We start from the raw sequence: 17,141 nt of genomic DNA on the forward strand, positions 1-17,141 counted from the left end.
CTCTATTCAATTTGTTTTTGTCAAACTATGCAAGCAACCTGCGGGGAACGCAAGTCGCTTGTATTTTCTATGGGCGCGTGATGATTGAACCGCGCCGACAACCTGAGAGTGAGGTTATATGTTGGTGAAGCATGAACGGCGGCCCTTCCGATTCGGTGTGACTTTGTTGGCCGGGCTTCTCGGCTGCTTGTCCCTCATGGGCTGCAAGGACGAAAAGACGGGGGCCCAGGCCCCGACGGTTCCCGCCGTGGAAGTGGCCGTGGAGATCGTGACCCCGCAGAAGGTGCTGTATACGACGGAACTTGCTGGCCGCACGTCGGGTTTCCAGATCGCTGAAGTGCGTCCGCAGGTGAGCGGCATCATCCAGAAGCGTTTCTTTGAGGAAGGCGCGGACGTCAAGGCCGGGGATGTCCTCTATCAGATCGATCCCGCCACCTATCAGGCCAATCTCGACAGCGCGAAGGCCAATCTCGCCCGCGCCGAAGCCAACGTGGCTCCCGCGCGCCTGAAGATGCAGCGCTTTAAGGATCTGGTGAACATCAGCGCGGTCAGCAAGCAGGAATTCGAAGACGCCGAGGCCGCCTACAAGCAGGCGCTCGCCGACGTGGGCGTCAACAAGGCCGCCGTGGAAAACGCGCGCATCCGTCTGGCCTATACCAAAGTGACCTCCCCCATCTCCGGGCGGAGCGGCCGCTCTCTGGTGACGCCGGGCGCGCTGGTGACGGAAAACCAGTCCAGCCCGCTGACCACCGTGCAGCAGCTCGATCCCGTCTATGTGGACGTGACCCAGTCCAGCACGGAAGTCCTGCGCCTCAAGCGTTCCCTTGAGGACGGCACGCTCCAGCGCGCCGATCAGGATCACGCGGCGGTGCGCCTGCTGCTTGAAGACGGCAGCGAGTACGGGCTTACCGGCACGCTCCAGTTCGCCGACGTGAGCGTGGACGAGAGCACCGGCATGGTGACCTTGCGGGCCATCTTCCCGAACCCCAAGCAGGAACTGCTTCCGGGCATGTACGTGCGCGCCATCCTGAACGAAGGCGTGGACGATCAGGCCATTTTGTTGCCGCAGCGCGCCCTTTTGCGCGACGCCAAGGGCAACCCCACCACGTATGTGGTCAACGCCGAAAACAAGGTTGAAATCCGTCCGCTCAAAGTGGGCCGCACGCAGGGCAACAGCTGGGTTGTGCTCGACGGGCTCAAGGCCGGTGACAAGGTCATCGTCGAGGGCCTCCAGAAAATCCGTCCCGGCTCGCCCGTTCGCATTGCCGAACCCACCCCGGTCAAGCAGGGCGCGCCTGCTTCCGAGAAGCGGTAGGGGGCTTTTTCATGGCACGTTTCTTTATCGATCGTCCCGTTTTTGCATGGGTGATCGCCATTATTATCATGCTGGCGGGCGGGATTTCCATCCTCAACCTGCCGATCTCGCAGTACCCGTCCATCGCCCCGCCGACCATCGGCATCACGGCGCAGTATCCCGGCGCTTCCGCGCAGACCGTGCAGGACACCGTCACGCAGGTTATCGAACAGAACATGAACGGCCTTGACTATCTGCTGTACATGTCTTCGACCAGCGACTCTTCGGGGCAGGCGCAAATCACCCTGACCTTCAGCGCGGACGCCAACCCGGACATCGCGCAGGTGCAGGTTCAGAACAAACTCCAGCTCGCGACGCCCCTGCTCCCGCAGGAAGTGCAGCGGCAGGGCATTTCCGTGGCCAAGCGCGGCGCGAACTTCCTGAAGGTGTACGCCTTCGTGTCCGAAGACGGCAGCATGGACAACGCCGACATCGCGGACTATGTGGCGACCAACCTCAAGGATGCGATCAGCCGTATCTCCGGCGTCGGCGAAGTGTCGCTGTTCGGCAGCCAGTACGGCATGCGCATCTGGCTCGATCCGCACAAGCTGCAAAGCTACAAGCTGATGCCGAGCGACGTGATCAACGCGATCAACGCACAGAACGCGCAGGTTTCCGCCGGTCAGCTCGGCGGCACCCCGTCCGTGCCGGGCCAGCAGATGAACCTCGCCATTTCGGTGCAGGAGCGCTTGCAGACCCCGGAGCAGTTCGGCAACGTCATCCTGCGCACCAACCCCGACGGCTCGCTCATCCGCGTGAAGGACGTGGCCCGTGTGGAGCTTGGCAGCGAAAGCTACTCCACGCTCAGCCGCTATAACGGCAAGCCCGCCACGGGTATCGCCGTGAAGCTCGCCACCGGCGCGAACGCGCTGGAAACGGCGAGCAATATCGACGACTATCTGAAGGGCGCCGAAGCCTTCTTCCCGCAGGGGCTGAAGGCCGTGTATCCCTTTGATACCACGCCGGTCGTGAAGATTTCCATCCACGAAGTGGTGAAGACCCTCGGCGAAGCCGTGCTTCTGGTGTTTCTGGTCATGTACCTGTTCCTCCAGAACTTCCGCGCAACCCTCATCCCGACCATCGCGGTGCCCGTCGTGCTTCTCGGCACGTTCGGCGTGCTGTCGGCGTTCGGTTATTCCATCAACACGCTGACCATGTTCGCTGTGGTGCTCGCCATCGGCCTCCTCGTGGACGACGCCATCGTCGTCGTTGAAAACGTGGAGCGCGTGATGAGCGAGGACAAGCTCTCGCCCAAAGAGGCCGCCCGGAAATCCATGGATCAGATCACCGGCGCTCTGGTCGGCATCGCCATGGTGCTGTCCGCCGTGTTCATCCCCATGGCCTTCTTCGGCGGGTCCGTGGGCGTCATCTACCGGCAGTTCTCGGTGACCATCGTTTCGGCCATGGTGCTGTCGGTGGTGGTCGCCATCGTGCTGACCCCGGCCCTCTGCGCCACGATGCTGAAACCCATCGGCGGGGATCACGTGCATTCGCAGCACGGCTTCTTCGGCTGGTTCAACCGCTGGTTCGACAGCGCCACGCTGCGCTACCAGTCCGGCGTGTCCTACGTCATCCGGCGCGCGGGCCGCTTCATGCTCATCTATCTGGTGCTTATCGGCGGCCTGGTCTTCATGTTCAAGACCCTGCCCACGGGCTTCCTGCCCGACGAAGACCAGGGTATGCTGTTCGCCCAGATCCAGCTGCCTACCGGCGCGACGCAGGAAGAAACCACCAAGGTGCTGGAGCGGGTCGAACGCTACTTCCTCGAAGAGGAAAAGGAATCCATCGACAGTCTGATGGGCGTTCTCGGGTTCAGCTTCGCGGGCAACGGCCAGAACATGGCTATGGCCTTCGTGCGCCTCAAGGACTGGAGCGAGCGTCAGGACCCGTCCCTCAAGGTGGACGCCGTGTCCAAGCGCGCCATGGCGGCGTTCTCGAAAATCCGCAATGCGCAGGTGTTCGCATTCGCGCCGCCCGCCATTATGGAACTCGGCAACGCGACCGGTTTCGACTTCCAGTTGCAGGACAAGTCCGGCCTCGGGCATGAGGCGCTTTTGCAGGCCCGTAACCAGCTTCTCGGCATGGCCGCCCAGAACAAGAATCTGGTGGCCGTGCGTCCCAACGGGCAGGAAGACCAGCCGCAGCTGCGCGTCGACATCGACCGAGAGAAGGCGGGCGCGCTCAGCCTGAGCCTGGCCGACATCAACGCGGCGCTCTCGACCGTCTGGGGTAGCTCCTACGCGGACGACTTCCTCGACAAGGGCCGCGTCAAAAAGGTGTACGTGCAGGGCGACGCGCCGTTCCGTATGGTTCCGGAAGACATGGAAAAATGGTTCTTCCGCAACAGCAAGGGCGAAATGGTTCCCTTCTCCTCGTTCGCTTCGGCGCACTGGGAGTACGCCCCAGCGCGTCTGGAACGCTACAACGGCGTCCCGTCCGTGGAAATCCTTGGGCAGCCCGCGCCGGGCGTGAGCTCCGGTACGGCCATGCTGGAAATGGAGAAGCTCGCCAGCCAGCTGCCTCAGGGCATCGGCTACGAATGGACCGGGCTGTCCTATCAGGAACGCCTTTCCGGATCACAGGCTCCGGCTCTGTTCGCCCTGTCCATCCTTGTGGTGTTCCTGTGCCTCGCGGCCTTGTATGAAAGCTGGTCCGTGCCGTTTGCGGTTATCCTCGTGGTTCCCCTCGGTGTGCTCGGCGCGCTCGGCGCGGCGAACATGCGGATGCTTTCCAACGACGTGTACTTCCAGGTGGGCCTGCTCGCCACCATTGGCCTGTCGGCGAAGAACGCCATTCTGATCGTTGAATTCGCCAAGGAGCTGCATGACAAGGGAGGCGATCTCATCGAGGCGACCATTGAGGCGTCGCGTATGCGCTTGCGTCCCATTTTGATGACCTCGTTGGCCTTCCTGCTCGGCATCCTGCCCCTCGCCATCAGCACGGGCGCCGGTGCCGGCGGCCAGAACGCCATCGGCACGGGCGTCATGGGCGGCACGTTCGCGGCGACGGCCCTCGGGATTTTCTACATCCCGGTGTTCTTCGTCGTGGTGACCTCCGTGTTCTCGTTCCGCTGGAAGTGGAAGAAGCCGAAGCGTCGCCGCACGGCCAACATCGTTGAAACCATACCGGGAGATTCCCACAAATGATGTCAGCAAAGTATATGGCGCTCGCGCTGGCGGTGCTGTTGCCCGGCTGCACGATGGCCCCGAACTACGTCCGCCCGGAGGCCCCGGTGGCGGAGGCCTGGCCCGACGACCTCATGCCCAAGGGCACGGTCCTCGCCCAGGCCACCGATCAGCTGGCTTCGGAAATCGGATGGAAGACGTTCTTCACCGATCAGCACCTGCAGCGGCTCATTCAGCTTGCTCTGGACAACAACCGGGATCTGCGCGTCTCCGCGCTGAACATCGAGCGTGCCCGCGGCTTGTACCAGATACAGCGCGCGGATCTGATGCCCGGGGTTTCCGCCTCCGGCGAGTCCTCCAACAAGGGCGTTTCCGCCGATTTGTCCACCACGGGCGAACAGACGGTTTCCCGCCAGCACTCGCTCGGCGTCGGCGTGACCAGTTATGAGCTTGATTTCTTCGGGCGTATCCAAAGCCTCAAGGACAAAGCTCTGGAAACCTATCTCGGCACCGAGGAGGCGTATCGGAGCGCCCGCCTGAGCCTCGTTTCGGAAGTGGCGCAGGCGTATCTGGCGCTGGTGGCGGACCGCGAGCGTCTGAACATCGCTACGGAAACGCTCAAGAGCCAACAGGCTTCATACGAAATGATCGCGCGGCGCCATTCCGTGGGCGTTTCGTCCGAGCTGGATCTGCGCCAGGCGCAGACCAGCGTGGATACGGCGCGGGTGGACATTGCCCGTTACAGTGGGCAGGTGGCCAAGGACATCACGGCGCTCAGCCTGCTCGCGGGTACGAAAGTGACCCCGGACATGCTGCCCGCCAAGGCGCTCTCCGAGCTTCCGGTCTGGCCGGATATTCCGGTGAGCCTGCCCTCCACGGTGCTCCTCCAGCGCCCGGACATCCTTCAGGCCGAGCATACGCTCAAGGCCGCCAACGCGGACATCGGCGCGGCGCGGGCGAATTTCTTCCCCCGCATTTCGCTGACCGCGAACATCGGCACGGCCTCGAACGAGCTGTCCCACCTCTTTGACGGCGGCACGGGCATCTGGACCTTCCTGCCGCAGGTCAGCCTGCCGATCTTCGAGGGCGGGCGGAACGTCGCCAACCTGCGTGTTTCCGAAGCCGACAAGAAGATAGCTGTAGCGAATTATGAGAAGGCCATTCAGTCCGCGTTCCGGGAAGTGTCCGACGCGCTGATCGACCGCGTATCCCTTGCCGGACAGCTTGAGGCGCAGAAATCGCTTGTTCATGCGACTTCCGAGACGTACCGCCTGTCCGGGGAGCGCTACAACCAGGGCATCGACAGCTATCTGGCCGTGCTCGATTCCCAGCGTGCGATGTACAGTTCGCAGCTTAACCTCATCTCCGTTCGCGTCGCCCGCGAGCAGAACCTTATCATGCTCTACAAGGCCCTTGGAGGCGGCGTGAAGGAATAGGGATAAAGCTTGGAGGGGGCGGGAGGGCCTTTCTGAAGAATCCCCATGAAGGGGGCAAGCGCCCCTCCCGCCCCCCTCCAAGCCTCCCCCTCTCCAAAGACTTTTGACTTTATCGAATCCCTGTTGCAGGGGAGTGCGTATGAAAAGGGACCTTCTCCGTTTCCGGGGAAGGTTCCTTTTTTTGTTTTAAGAAAAGGGAGAAGGCAGAGGAGTAGGGTAAATTATACTATAAATTGAAGAGGGGGCAGGCGGGTGTGTCTGCCCCTGCAACAAGAATAGCTTTTCCAGAAAAAGGCGGCATTCCCGATAAAAAGGGAACGCCGTCATGGGGGATTCGATAAGGTCAAAAGTCTTTGGAGGGAGAGAGGAGGGGGTGTGGGGGAGGGGACCTCTCTCCAGAAAGGTCCCCTCCCCCCTCCCCCACATTTTCCCTACGGGATCATCTGCCCAAGAACCGCGCCGAACTGGGCGAGAAGGGCGCTCTGGGCCTGTACCATCGAGGGGATGTCGGGACCGGCGGGGGCGTGCTGCACAAAACGTCCCGACTTGAGCTCTTCGCCGCTCTCGTTCACGAGGCTCCAGCCTGCGTCGAGGATGACGCTGCCGTTGGGCGCACCGTCAAAACGGGCGATATCCACGGCAATGCGCCACTGGAAAGGCTGCTGCGAACGCATGGGAGAGGCCAGCCCTTTGCGGGGGGTCAGGGATGCGGACACGGCGTCGCAGAGCACCCGGGTCACGCCCTCGCCGAACGGCTCGCTCCAATGGTTGAACTCGGCCAACTCGACTTTGACGTCATTGCCGTCGCGCAGGAAGAGCTGGGGCCTGTCCAGATAGCCCGGAATGGACACGGGTCCGATGGCGACGCGTGGCCCGGAGATTTTTTCTTTGCCGGACTGGACCACATTTTCCACGGGGGAGGACAGCATGTAGAAATCGGGGCGTGGGCTGCGGCCGAGGGAACAGCCGCCAGCGGTGAGCAGTCCGGCCAGCGCCAGCAGGGCCAGCAGCAGGGAAGGGGCGCGCTTTTTCATATGGCTTCCTTTTTCCTTTAAGATGGGTAGCAAATGACCATGCTCAAGCGGCACAGCGTGTTTCCTTCATTGGCATAGGCGTGTTTCCGATCCGCCTTGAAACGGATGGAGTCGCCATCGGCGATCCCCCAGCGTTCGCCGTCGAGCAGTACGGTCAGCGCGCCGGAAAAAACAGTGATGAACTCCTGCGTCCCTTCGGGGTGCGGTTCGGCGTCAAGCCGGACGCCGGGGTCCAGCTCAATGGCATACATCTCGAACCCCCGGGAACTGTCGAACGGAAAGACGGGATAATTCCTGTATTTTCCGTCTGTTTCAACAAAAGGCGTTATGGCGGAACGCGGGACGACTTCGACGTCCGTTTCCGGGCGCATCATGAGCGAAGTAAATGAAATCTTGAGCCCGTTCGCGATCTTCCAGAGCGTCGAGATGGTCGGGTTGGTCACGCCGCGTTCGATCTGGCCGAGCATGCTTTTGCTCACTCCGGAACATTTCGCTACGGCGTCAAGGCTGAGCTTCCTTTCTTCCCGCAGGCGTTTGAGGTTCTCCGCTACGATGTGGCCGATATTTTCCAAGGGCGTTATCCTGTCCATGTTTGACATTATAGTGCACAGATCGTATGCTCTATCGCACAAACTCAAAGGAGCTTCCACCATGCCGTCGATTGCCGCTTTCCTGTCCTTCGCGTGCATCATGTCCTTTACGCCAGGCCCCAACAATATTATGGCGCTTTCCAGCGCGAGTGCGTACGGGCTCCGGAAGGGGCTCCGTTTCTGCTTCGGCGTCCTGCTGGGCGTTCTGGGGCTCATGACGGCATGTGCGCTGTTTGGCGCGGCGCTGTTCCGGTTTTTGCCCGACGTGGAACCCACAATGCGTGCCGTCGGCGCGGCGTATATCCTCTGGATGGCCTTTGGCGTCTGGCGGTCGGGATCAGGAAACGAAGATTCCCGCCTTGTACCGGTCAACGGCGTCGTTTCAGGGATGCTGCTGCAATTCGTCAACCCCAAAGGCATCCTCTATGGGATAACCGCCTTCTCGTCCTTTGTGCTTCCTTACTACGATTCCTTTATGGCTTTGGCTGTTTCCATCGGCGTGCTCTCGGCTGTCGCCTATGCCGGGACATGTTTTTGGGCGCTTTTTGGAGCCGTATTCCGCCGTTTCCTCCAGAACCACCATACCGCCGCCAACGCGAGCATGGCGCTCCTGCTGGTGTGGTGTGCCGCTTCCCTGTATACCTAATTATCTCACACGGATGTAATCCGCTTCCGCATCCTTGGGACCATCGCGTCATTTTTAAGGATACAGTACTGTGCCCAATCAAGCGCACAGGACTCCGCTTTCAACCCGGTCCCGCTACGATTTGAACTTCCCGACACCCTACCAGTCGAAAGTCTTTGGTAGAGGAGGGGAGGAGCCCCCTTTCTGGAGAAAGGGGGCTCCTCCCCTCCCCAATACGTTCCTTTACCGTACCTTCCCGCGCAGCACTGCTTCGGGATTGCGTTCAAGCGTGTTGGCGAACACGCGAACGGCCCGGGCCGCTTCGGTGATTTCGCGGATGGCCTGATTCAGTTCGATGACGGTCGTACTGTTTTTGCTGACCACGCCACGGGCGGAAACGACAGTCATCTCCGTCTCTTTGGCTACGTTGTCGATGCGGCTCAGGACATGCGACGCCTGTTCCAGCGCCGCGGACAGCCGCTTGTCCGTATCCTGCGCCAGCTTTGTATACGGTTCTGCAAGCCCGCGGATGCTCGTCAGCGTCTTGTCGAGGTTGGTCCCGATATCCTGAAGCTGGACCACCAGCTTGTCGATGTGGCCGATCAGCTGTTCCGTCCCAGAATTGCTCAGGATTTTTTTGACGCCTTCCGTAATGTCGAGGACATTCGAGGCGATGTCGTCATACGGCAGCGTCGTGAGCGTTTGCAGGATGTTGTCGAATTGCGACGGGATGGTGGGAATCTCGGGCACGTCGTCGTATTCTTTGACTTCCCTGATGGGATAAGGGATCTGGCTTCTGGGGTAGAAATCCATCTCGATCATGAGCTGGCCGGTGAGCAGGCTCTGGGTCGCCAGCGTTGCCCGCAGGCCGTGGCTGACCAGGCGATCGAGATATTCTTTTTTGGATATGTCGCCGTCGGAGACGGAAAACCGCCCTTCGTCCTTTTTGTTCAGTTCGATGAACACCGGCGTCTGGAACACTAAATTATCAAGGTCGCCCGTGAGCCGGATTTCGACGACGCGCCCCACCGGGACGCCGCGGAACAGGACCGGAGAGCCTACGGAAAGCCCGCTGATGGAACCGTCGAAAAAGAGCACGTAACGGCTTGTCGTCTGGAACAGCTTGCCTGAGCCGAAAACGGCGATAGCGAGCAGCAGGAGGGCTGTGGCCCCGACGACGAAGGCTCCGATGAGGGTTTTGTTGGCTGACTTGCTCATGAGCGGTATCCTTTGGAGGAGGTGGGGCAGGAGTCGGTTTTGCCGCGGTTCAGGAAACGGACGATGTCGGGGTGCGCCTGATCGCAGCGAAGGACATGGGGATCGCCGCCCGTGATCATGGTGTGGGTCACCGCATCAAGGAATACGCTGTTGTTGCCGATGGTAAAGATGCTGTCGAGATCGTGGGTGACGACCACGACGGTCATGCCCATGTTCTCCTTGAGTTCGAGGATGAGCTCGTCCAGCAGGGCGGCGCTGACCGGGTCGAGCCCGGCCGAAGGCTCGTCAAAGAAAACGATTTCGGGGTCCATCGCCAGCGCGCGGGCGAGCCCGGCGCGTTTGCGCATACCGCCGCTGATTTCGGACGGGTAATAATCCTCGAATCCGGCAAGGCCGACGAGCGCGAGTTTGAGGGAGGTCTGTTCCCTGATCTCGGCGGAGGAAAGCTTCGTATAGCGCTGCAAGGGCAGGGCCACATTCTCGGCGAGGGTCATGGAGCTCCACAGCGCGCCGCTCTGGAAGAGCAGGCCCACGCCGCTGAGAAGTTTTTGGCGCTCGCTTTCGGTCCCGGCCCAAAAGTCCTGTCCCCTGTAGAGCACTTGCCCCTTTGTAGGCTGGAGCAGGCCCACGAGGACGCGCAGGAGCGTGCTTTTGCCGCATCCGCTCGGCCCCATGATGATGAATACGTCCTGACGGTTTATCGTGAAGTTGAGATCCTTCTGCACGACGTAGCTGCCGTAGCCGACCGTAAGGTCCCGCGCTTCGATGATGGGTGTGGAGGTATTCATATATTCAAAATATTGCAGAGGATGGTGAGGACAGCCGTGGACAGCACGATGCCCACGATGGAATAGACCACGGCCGAGGTGGTCGCCTTGCCGACTGCTTCGGCATTGCGGCCGCAGCGCAGGCCCTGGTAACAGCCGGTTATGGCGATGAGCATACCGTAGACCGCGCCGTGCACCATGCCCACCCAGAGGTTGTTGATGTTGAACCCTTTCTGGGTAAATGTATAGTATTCCATGGGATCAAGGCCGAGTATCCCGACGCCGACGATGAAGCCGCCCATGATGCCCATGAAGTCGGAATAGAGCACGAGCAGCGGGGTCATGGCGGTAAGGGCGAGGACGCGGGGCATGATGAGGTAGTCGGAAGGGGCCACGCCGAGCGTGGTGAGAGCGTCGATTTCCTCATTGACCTGCATGGTCCCGATGACGGCGGCATAGGAGGCGCCGGTGCGGCCCGCGAGGATGATGCCGGTCATGATCGCGCCCATGATGCGGGTCATGCTCACGGCCACGAGGCTGGAAACGTAGATTTCCGCGCCGAACATCTTGAGCTGGATCACGCCGACGAAGGCGAGGATCAGGCCCACGAGCAGGCTGATCAAAGAGACGATGGGCAGGGCGTCCACGCCGCTTTCCTGAACGGCGAGCCAGACGTTTCCCGACGTGCAGGAAGAGCGGCCCCTGAACAGCCTGCCGGCGCTGAGGACAAGTTCGCCGATAAAATCGAAAATGTCGCGTGCCATGCGGGGCACCGCCAATGTAAAGCCGCCGACCCGTTCGAGGAAGGTCGTCTTTTGGGCCTTACGCTGCGCGGCGGTGTTCGGGGGGACCGCAAGGGCCAGCTTGGTCAGGTTGCGGATGCCCTCGGGGAGGCGGGCGTCATCGAGCGGGATGTTGTGTTCCTTGGCGAGGGTGACGAGCCGGGTGGTGACGACGAGCACGCCGCTGTCCCATTCGCCGAGAGCCTCGCCGAGGAGTTCGACGCTGCGGGCCTCTTTGAGGAGCCTCTCCGTTTCACGCAGCGCTTCGTCACGTTCCGTAAAAAAGTTCGGCCCAAGCAGGTCCCGTTTCCACTCGCCGCTGAAAACGACGCGCAGGACGCCCTCCGAGCTCTCGGCGCGTAACGCGCCTCCGAGCGAGGCGGACGCCCTGCTTTTTGTCATCGGTTCGGCTGCCATCGTCAGGCGGGCTTGCGGCTGACGGATACTTTGGCGGGGCGCAACAGGCGGTCTTTCAGGCGGTAGCCGCGCTGGTGCAGGGTGCTGACCAGGCCGGGTTCCATGTCATCCCGCTCTTCATAGGAAACGGCATCATGGACATCGGGGTTGAAGGGCTCGCCCACTTCCCCGGCAACGTCGAAGCCGTGGTTCTTGAGCGCGTCGAGGAGCAGCTTCCGGGTCATGATCACGCCGGTGAGCAGGCTTTTACAGGTTTCGTCGCTGCCGCCGTATTGAATGGCGAGATCAAGGCTGTCCAGCGCGGGCAGGAGATCCTTGAGCACCGGCTCGCTGGCGTAGCGCATGTATTCGTCATGGTCACGCTGGATGCGTTTCTTGAAATTTTCCATCTCCGCGAGGGCGCGCAGCCGGGTCTCGTCCGCTTCGGCCTTGACCGTGCAAGTGGGGCAAATCTCTTCGCGGAACTGCTCCTCAAGCGTTTTTTCAGGGGCCTGCGCGGTTTCCGCGAGGTTCTCTTCGGTGGCGCCGTTCTGTCCCTTTTCGGTCTGGGGATCACGTGTATCGGTCATGCTAGCTCCTTAATGATCATATTCGGCGACGCGCCGTCTCCGTGACGCATCTGCCAACACTCTATATAGGACTGAACCCGTATTCGGCAACACTTACCTTGCTTCGGCAAGCCAGCAGCAGACCTCCCGGGCGCCGTCGGCCCCGGCGGATTCGATGACGGGCGGAGTCTTGAAGCAGCGTTCATGCGCTTCCGGGCAGCGCGGCCGGAAGGGGCACCCCTGCGGGAGATCGCCGGGCGAGGGGACTGTGCCGGGGATGGCGTCCAGCTTCGCCGAAGGGGGCGTGTCAAGCGTGGGCGCGGAGCGGATAAGGCCCCAAGTATAGGGATGGCGCGGTTCGGCGAACAGAGCCCGCACGGGCGCGCGCTCCACGATGCGCCCGGCATACATGACGCCCACTTCGTCGGCCATTTCCGCCACCACGCCGAGATCGTGGGTGATGAGCAGAAGCCCCATGCCGCGCTCGCGGGAAAGATCGCCGAGCAGGGCGAGTATCTGGCCCTGTATGGTCACGTCGAGGGCCGTGGTCGGCTCGTCGGCGAGCAGGAGGCGGGGTTTGCAGGCCAGCGCCATGGCGATCATGACGCGCTGGCGCATACCGCCGGAAAGCTGGTGCGGGTAGTCGCGGACGCGCATGTCCGGCGCGGGTATGCCGACCAGCCGGAACAGTTCCACGGCTTCGGCGAGCGCGGCCTTCTTTGACAGGCGCAGGTGACGCATCAGCGGCTCCGCGACCTGCTCTCCCACCCGGATGACCGGATTGAGCGAGGTCATGGGTTCCTGAAAGATCATGCCGATGTCGCGCCCCCGCACGCGTTCCATCGCGGATTCGGACAATTCGGCAAGATCGCGGCCTTCGAAGAGGATGCGCCCGGCGGCGAGGCGCCCCGGTTCGGGGATGAGGCGGAGCAGGGACAGCGCCGTCATGCTCTTGCCGCAGCCGGATTCCCCCACAAGGCAGAGCGTGCGCCCCGGATGCAGCGTGAACGACACGTCGCGCACCACGTCGAACGGGCGTTCGCAGGCGTCGAACCGCACGGTGACGCCTTCCGCCTGCAACAGCGGGGCGGAGGAGGCCGGGATTGGGGAAGATGCGTTTGCGGAAAGGGACATGGGGGCGCTCCGAAGAAAGTTGCGAATAAAAAAAGTATAGACGAGATGCGGGTTAAGGGCAAGAAACCGGGGATGCCGGGCAAAATGTTCTCATGCCGCAATTGACATTTATTTTCAAAAATCTATAGAAAGGGCAGATCCAATTGGTATCATAAGGGAGTGGGTATGGACGCGGAACCTGTTTTCATCACTGGAAGCGTTTTTTCGTGGGAATCCCTGCTCGCCGTGTCGATCATCGTTGCGGCGTGGTTTGTATGCCGCAGGATCAATGTCATGAAACGTCCGGTATGCAACGGCGGCTGCGCCGGTTGCCACGGGGCCCGTCAGGGCCGGGGATGTGCTTTCCCAGAGGGGCGGCGACGCCGGATGTGACGATAAAGTTGAAGTTGGGGGACAATATGTTTGGATTTTGCCATAGAAAGCGCGGAGGGCATGATTGCGCCGAAGCCCGTTCGTGCGGCGGCGAAGGCTGTCCCATCTCCAAGGAGATGCTGGAAGCCGGGCTTATTTCCCTGCGCAGGATGAAGGAGGGGCAGAAAGCCCGCATCGCCCATGTGCAGGCCAGCGGCGAGCTGGGGCGGCGCATCCGGGACATGGGGCTCATCCCCGGCGCGGAAGTGGAAGTGGTGGGGCGCGCCCCGCTGCGCGATCCGGTGGCCCTGCGCCTGCCGGGGTTCACGCTCAGCCTCAGGAACAACGAAGCCGACTACATCGTCGTCGAACCGCTGGAACAGGCGGGCTGAGGCGTCATGGATCCGCAGCTTACCATAGCCCTCGCGGGCAATCCGAATTCTGGCAAGACGACGGCCTTCAACGCGCTGACCGGTTCGCACCAGCATGTGGGCAACTATCCCGGCATTACCGTGGAGAAGAAGGAAGGTTTCATCAAGATGCCTTCCGGCCGGTGTGTGCGCTTCATCGACCTGCCGGGGACGTATTCCCTGACCGCCTACACGCAGGAGGAGACGGTCGCCCGGCATGTGCTGGCGCAGGAACGGCCCGACGTGGTCATCGACGTGCTCAATGCGGGCGCGCTGGAGCGCAACCTCTACCTGACCATCCAGCTTCTGGAACTCGGCGTTCCCGTGGTGCTGGCCCTGAACATGATGGATGAGGCCGCCAAGCAGGGCATGACCATCGATATCGAGCGCCTGTCGCAGCGTCTGGGCTTCCCGGTCATGGCGACCGTGGCCCGCACGGGCGAAGGGCTGCCCGAACTCTTGAAGGCGACGGAAGCCTATATCGAAACCAAGCGCGGCGAGCCGTGGGAGCCGCTGCATATCTCGTATGGGCCCGATCTTGATCCCGTGCTGCGGGATATGGAAGCCGCCATTGCCGAGGCCGGGCTGCTGGCTTCGGAATATCCGGCGCGGTGGGTGGCGCTCAAGCTGCTGGAGCAGGATGAGGAAATCCTCACCCGCAGCCGCGCCGAAGCCCCGGAGCTTGCCGCCGATCTGGAGCGGCAGGTGGATGAGGTGGCGCGGCATTTGCGGGATACGTTGAATACGTGGCCCGAGGCCGTCATCGCGGATTACCGCTATGGGTTCATTTCTTCGCTGCTGCGGGACGGCGTGCTGGTCCGGCTTCAGGATATGCACGCGCGCATCCAGTTCTCGGACCGCATGGACAAGGTGCTGACGCATCCGTTCATGGGCCCGGCGATCATGCTCGGCGTGCTCTATCTGCTTTATACCGTTACCTTCACCATTGGGGAGATCCCGATGGGCTGGGTGGAACAAGGGTTTGCCCTGCTGCGCGAAGGCGCGGACACCGTGCTCCCCGACGGCCAGCTCAAGTCGCTGGTGCTTTCGGGCATCATCGACGGCGTGGGCGGCGTCATGAGCTTTGTCCCGCTCATCATGCTGATATTCCTTCAAATCGCCTTTCTTGAAGATACCGGGTACATGGCGCGCATGGCCTACATGCTCGACCGTATTTTCCGTATTTTCGGGCTGCACGGCTGTTCGGTGATGCCGTTCATCGTGGGCGGAGGCATTGCTGGCGGCTGTGCCGTGCCCGGCGTGCTGGCGGCCCGCACCCTGCGGAGCCCCCGCGAAAAGATAGCGACGCTGTTGACCGTGCCCTTTATGGCCTGTGGGGCCAAACTTCCGGTTTTCATCCTTTTTTCCGGCGTCTTCTTCCCCGGCCATGAGGCGGCGGTCATGTTCGGCCTGACGCTCACCGGCTGGGTGGTGGCCCTGCTCACGGCGCGGCTGCTGCGCTCGACGATTATCCGTGGGCCGTCCACGCCGTTCGTCATGGAGCTTCCGCCCTATCGCCTGCCCACAATGCTCGGGCTGGCGATTCATACGGGGGAGCGCACGTTCGAGTATCTGAAGAAGGCCGGTACGGTCATCCTCGCCATTTCCATCATCCTGTGGGCGGCTATGGCGTATCCGCAGCTGCCGCTGGACACGCGGGCGCATTTCGCGGGCGAGCAGCAGACCATCGAAGCGAACCTTGAGGCGGCGAAGGCTTCGGGCGGCGATGTGGCCGCTCTTGAAGAGCAGCTTACGGCCTTGCACGGCGAGCGCGCGGAGCGGGCACTTCAACACTCGTTTGCAGGCCGCCTCGGCATGGCGCTGGAACCGTTGACCCGTCCCGCCGGGTTTGACTGGCGTACGGACATCGCGTTGGTGGGCGGTTTCGCGGCGAAGGAAGTCATCGTCGCCACGCTCGGCACGGCCTATTCCCTCGGCGACATCGATCCCGAAGATCCCACGCCGCTGGCGCAGCAGATCCGCAACGACGGGCGCTGGACGCCCGCCACCGCCTTGGCTCTGCTGGTGTTTGTGCTGCTGTACGCGCCCTGTCTGGTGACTGTCGCCGCTATCCGGCAGGAGACGGGTTCGTGGGGTTGGCCTGTGTTCAGTATGGTATTCAACACGCTGATCGCGTTCGGGGCCGCCGTTGCCGTGCGGCATGTGACGATGTTGTTTCTATGGGTGAAATAAAGAGAGAGGGGAGATTTTTTCGAAAAAGAGAGGTACACCCGAAACTCTTTCCCTTTTTTCACGATACATCTCCGTGTGTTGATATAAGAGCCTCTTTATTGGTTGTTTTTGTTTTGCTGATTCAAAAATGAAAATCCCCAGAGTGGGGAAGCTGATCTCTCAAGAAAACGGATAAGGGAGCATTCGTAGAAATGCTCCCTTATTTTGTAAAAAGAGCGTATTGGGTTTACATCATTGTTGCGAGGGTATAGACCTTCGCCGAAGGTATGTTCTTCTTTTTTTCGGGAAGGTACTCTTTTTACGTCACCGGACAGTTTGCTTTATGCAACTATATATTGTTGAATAAAGTGGTATTGTTTTTTGTATGCCGTTTTATTCAGCGCAGCGCCGCTTCTTTGTGAAACCTTCATTAAGAAACAGCTAGGATATTTTGCGAATAGCGCTGTACGCGGATATCGAAGGCCTTTACTTGAATCACGAGGTACTCTATAGATGAAAAAGATTCTATCACGAGCCTCATACATGTGATTTTTCCGTTCAGGCTTAAGACGTTTTTCAACATTTGTGGATGGAGGTATACGATGCGAAAGGACAGGGGACAGCAGGGCTTCACGCTCATTGAAATCATTTCCGTCTTGGTCATCCTCGGCATTCTCGCCGCTGTGGCCGTACCGAAGTACTATGATTTGCAGCAGGATGCGCAGGAAAAAGCCGCGATGGCCGTTGTTGCTGAAGTGCAGGCCCGTGTAAATCTGAAATTTGGGCAGGAGCTTCTGGCTGGTAAGTCTTGTACTGTAGCACAAGGCCTCGCAGAGGCATTGGTAACAAGCACTACTGATTTGGGAGGCTGGACACTGACTCTAGGGGCCAAAGCAAATAGTGTTTATCCGATTTCCAGCGCTACTCCTCCCGGAAATAATGCAACTGCGGTTACCCTTACCAATGCAAATATCAGTATCCCTGATTGCACACAGGTGAACTGATCCCATATTTAAGTTTCAACTATAAATCAGAAAGAAGAGGCGACTCCTTAGGAAATCGCCTCTTCTTTTATCCAACGGAACTCCCTCCGCGCATCCTCCCCACCAGCCGAAAGTCTTGGGAGGGGAAAGGGGGAGGTTTGGAGGGGGGAAGGGGGACCTTTCTTTAGAAAGGTC

General features: G+C 60.8%; 15 protein-coding genes. 8 read left to right on the forward strand and 7 right to left on the reverse strand.

The window, feature by feature from the left end:
• The first annotated feature begins 118 nt into the window (after positions 1–118).
• The 3 genes from T370_RS0122275 to T370_RS0122285 are packed head-to-tail and all read left to right on the forward strand — an operon-like array spanning position 119 to position 5,915.
• Positions 119–1,315: an efflux RND transporter periplasmic adaptor subunit gene (locus tag T370_RS0122275; protein ID WP_029437060.1), complete on the forward strand. Its 1,197-nt coding sequence runs from the start codon at positions 119–121 to the stop codon at positions 1,313–1,315.
• Positions 1,316–1,326: 11 nt separating this feature from the next.
• The gene (locus tag T370_RS0122280) at positions 1,327–4,500 is read left to right on the forward strand and encodes an efflux RND transporter permease subunit (RefSeq protein ID WP_005025233.1); all 3,174 of its coding nucleotides are present in this window, start codon (positions 1,327–1,329) and stop codon (positions 4,498–4,500) included.
• Positions 4,497–5,915, forward strand: a complete 1,419-nt coding sequence (locus T370_RS0122285) for an efflux transporter outer membrane subunit (RefSeq protein WP_005025236.1) — start codon at positions 4,497–4,499, stop codon at positions 5,913–5,915. The genes T370_RS0122280 and T370_RS0122285 overlap by 4 nt, the downstream gene beginning before the upstream one ends.
• A gap of 431 nt (positions 5,916–6,346) precedes the next feature.
• On the opposite strand, the gene T370_RS0122290 is transcribed toward T370_RS0122285, so the two are convergent.
• Together T370_RS0122290 and T370_RS0122295 are read right to left on the reverse strand one after the other, a co-directional pair.
• Positions 6,347–6,949 (reverse strand): PqiC family protein, encoded by a 603-nt coding sequence (locus T370_RS0122290; protein ID WP_005025237.1) that lies wholly within the window; start codon positions 6,947–6,949, stop codon positions 6,347–6,349.
• A 17-nt stretch (positions 6,950–6,966) separates the two neighbouring features.
• Positions 6,967–7,521 carry a helix-turn-helix domain-containing protein gene (locus T370_RS0122295; RefSeq protein WP_005025239.1) on the reverse strand — a complete coding sequence of 185 codons (555 nt, stop codon included), beginning with the start codon at positions 7,519–7,521 and terminating at the stop codon, positions 6,967–6,969.
• 79 nt (positions 7,522–7,600) lie between these two features.
• Here T370_RS0122295 and T370_RS0122300 point away from each other — a divergent pair, with 79 nt between their 5' ends.
• The gene (locus tag T370_RS0122300) at positions 7,601–8,185 is read left to right on the forward strand and encodes a LysE family transporter (protein ID WP_009733498.1); all 585 of its coding nucleotides are present in this window, start codon (positions 7,601–7,603) and stop codon (positions 8,183–8,185) included.
• A gap of 222 nt (positions 8,186–8,407) precedes the next feature.
• Here the strand turns inward: T370_RS0122300 and T370_RS0122305 are convergent, their stop codons facing one another.
• From T370_RS0122305 to T370_RS0122325, 5 genes are all read right to left on the reverse strand, one after another.
• Positions 8,408–9,382, reverse strand: a complete 975-nt coding sequence (locus T370_RS0122305; RefSeq protein ID WP_029437061.1) for an MlaD family protein — start codon at positions 9,380–9,382, stop codon at positions 8,408–8,410.
• Complete coding sequence (locus T370_RS0122310; RefSeq protein WP_029437062.1) at positions 9,379–10,170, reverse strand: ABC transporter ATP-binding protein; 792 nt, start codon at positions 10,168–10,170, stop codon at positions 9,379–9,381. Before T370_RS0122310 ends, T370_RS0122305 begins: the two co-directional genes overlap by 4 nt.
• Positions 10,167–11,333 carry an MlaE family ABC transporter permease gene (locus T370_RS0122315; protein WP_248604306.1) on the reverse strand — a complete coding sequence of 389 codons (1,167 nt, stop codon included), beginning with the start codon at positions 11,331–11,333 and terminating at the stop codon, positions 10,167–10,169. Before T370_RS0122315 ends, T370_RS0122310 begins: the two co-directional genes overlap by 4 nt.
• Before the next feature lie 17 nt (positions 11,334–11,350).
• Positions 11,351–11,917: a nucleotide exchange factor GrpE gene (gene grpE / locus T370_RS0122320; protein WP_005025249.1), complete on the reverse strand. Its 567-nt coding sequence runs from the start codon at positions 11,915–11,917 to the stop codon at positions 11,351–11,353.
• 93 nt (positions 11,918–12,010) lie between these two features.
• Complete coding sequence (locus T370_RS0122325; protein ID WP_029437064.1) at positions 12,011–13,030, reverse strand: ABC transporter ATP-binding protein; 1,020 nt, start codon at positions 13,028–13,030, stop codon at positions 12,011–12,013.
• Positions 13,031–13,195: 165 nt separating this feature from the next.
• On the opposite strand from T370_RS0122325, the gene T370_RS0122330 reads away from it, so the two are divergent.
• The 4 genes from T370_RS0122330 to T370_RS0122345 all read left to right on the forward strand — a co-directional run bounded on the left by T370_RS0122330 (position 13,196) and on the right by T370_RS0122345 (position 16,967).
• Positions 13,196–13,402, forward strand: coding sequence for a hypothetical protein (locus T370_RS0122330; protein WP_029437065.1), 207 nt, complete (start codon positions 13,196–13,198; stop codon positions 13,400–13,402).
• A 116-nt stretch (positions 13,403–13,518) separates the two neighbouring features.
• Positions 13,519–13,773 carry a FeoA family protein gene (locus T370_RS25825; RefSeq protein WP_029437066.1) on the forward strand — a complete coding sequence of 85 codons (255 nt, stop codon included), beginning with the start codon at positions 13,519–13,521 and terminating at the stop codon, positions 13,771–13,773.
• A 6-nt stretch (positions 13,774–13,779) separates the two neighbouring features.
• Positions 13,780–15,984: a ferrous iron transport protein B gene (gene feoB / locus T370_RS0122340; RefSeq protein ID WP_029437067.1), complete on the forward strand. Its 2,205-nt coding sequence runs from the start codon at positions 13,780–13,782 to the stop codon at positions 15,982–15,984.
• A gap of 581 nt (positions 15,985–16,565) precedes the next feature.
• Positions 16,566–16,967 (forward strand): type IV pilin protein, encoded by a 402-nt coding sequence (locus T370_RS0122345; protein WP_029437068.1) that lies wholly within the window; start codon positions 16,566–16,568, stop codon positions 16,965–16,967.
• Positions 16,968–17,141 lie beyond the last annotated feature (174 nt).

The sequence above is a fragment of the Bilophila wadsworthia ATCC 49260 genome (assembly GCF_000701705.1).
In the GTDB taxonomy this organism is placed as follows: Bacteria; Desulfobacterota; Desulfovibrionia; order Desulfovibrionales; family Desulfovibrionaceae; genus Bilophila; species Bilophila wadsworthia.

What these genes read in the sequence shown, in the direction of transcription:
- T370_RS0122275 (WP_029437060.1), top strand. Translation starts at nt 119, where the DNA reads ATGTTGGTGAAGCATGAACGGCGGCCCTTCCGATTCGGTGTGACTTTG.
- T370_RS0122280 (WP_005025233.1), top strand. Translation starts at nt 1,327, where the DNA reads ATGGCACGTTTCTTTATCGATCGTCCCGTTTTTGCATGGGTGATCGCC.
- T370_RS0122285 (WP_005025236.1), top strand. Translation starts at nt 4,497, where the DNA reads ATGATGTCAGCAAAGTATATGGCGCTCGCGCTGGCGGTGCTGTTGCCC.
- T370_RS0122290 (WP_005025237.1), bottom strand. Translation starts at nt 6,949, where the DNA reads ATGAAAAAGCGCGCCCCTTCCCTGCTGCTGGCCCTGCTGGCGCTGGCC.
- T370_RS0122300 (WP_009733498.1), top strand. Translation starts at nt 7,601, where the DNA reads ATGCCGTCGATTGCCGCTTTCCTGTCCTTCGCGTGCATCATGTCCTTT.
- T370_RS0122305 (WP_029437061.1), bottom strand. Translation starts at nt 9,382, where the DNA reads ATGAGCAAGTCAGCCAACAAAACCCTCATCGGAGCCTTCGTCGTCGGG.
- T370_RS0122310 (WP_029437062.1), bottom strand. Translation starts at nt 10,170, where the DNA reads ATGAATACCTCCACACCCATCATCGAAGCGCGGGACCTTACGGTCGGC.
- T370_RS0122315 (WP_248604306.1), bottom strand. Translation starts at nt 11,333, where the DNA reads ATGACAAAAAGCAGGGCGTCCGCCTCGCTCGGAGGCGCGTTACGCGCC.
- grpE (WP_005025249.1), bottom strand. Translation starts at nt 11,917, where the DNA reads ATGACCGATACACGTGATCCCCAGACCGAAAAGGGACAGAACGGCGCC.
- T370_RS0122325 (WP_029437064.1), bottom strand. Translation starts at nt 13,030, where the DNA reads ATGTCCCTTTCCGCAAACGCATCTTCCCCAATCCCGGCCTCCTCCGCC.
- T370_RS0122330 (WP_029437065.1), top strand. Translation starts at nt 13,196, where the DNA reads ATGGACGCGGAACCTGTTTTCATCACTGGAAGCGTTTTTTCGTGGGAA.
- T370_RS25825 (WP_029437066.1), top strand. Translation starts at nt 13,519, where the DNA reads ATGCTGGAAGCCGGGCTTATTTCCCTGCGCAGGATGAAGGAGGGGCAG.
- feoB (WP_029437067.1), top strand. Translation starts at nt 13,780, where the DNA reads ATGGATCCGCAGCTTACCATAGCCCTCGCGGGCAATCCGAATTCTGGC.
- T370_RS0122345 (WP_029437068.1), top strand. Translation starts at nt 16,566, where the DNA reads ATGCGAAAGGACAGGGGACAGCAGGGCTTCACGCTCATTGAAATCATT.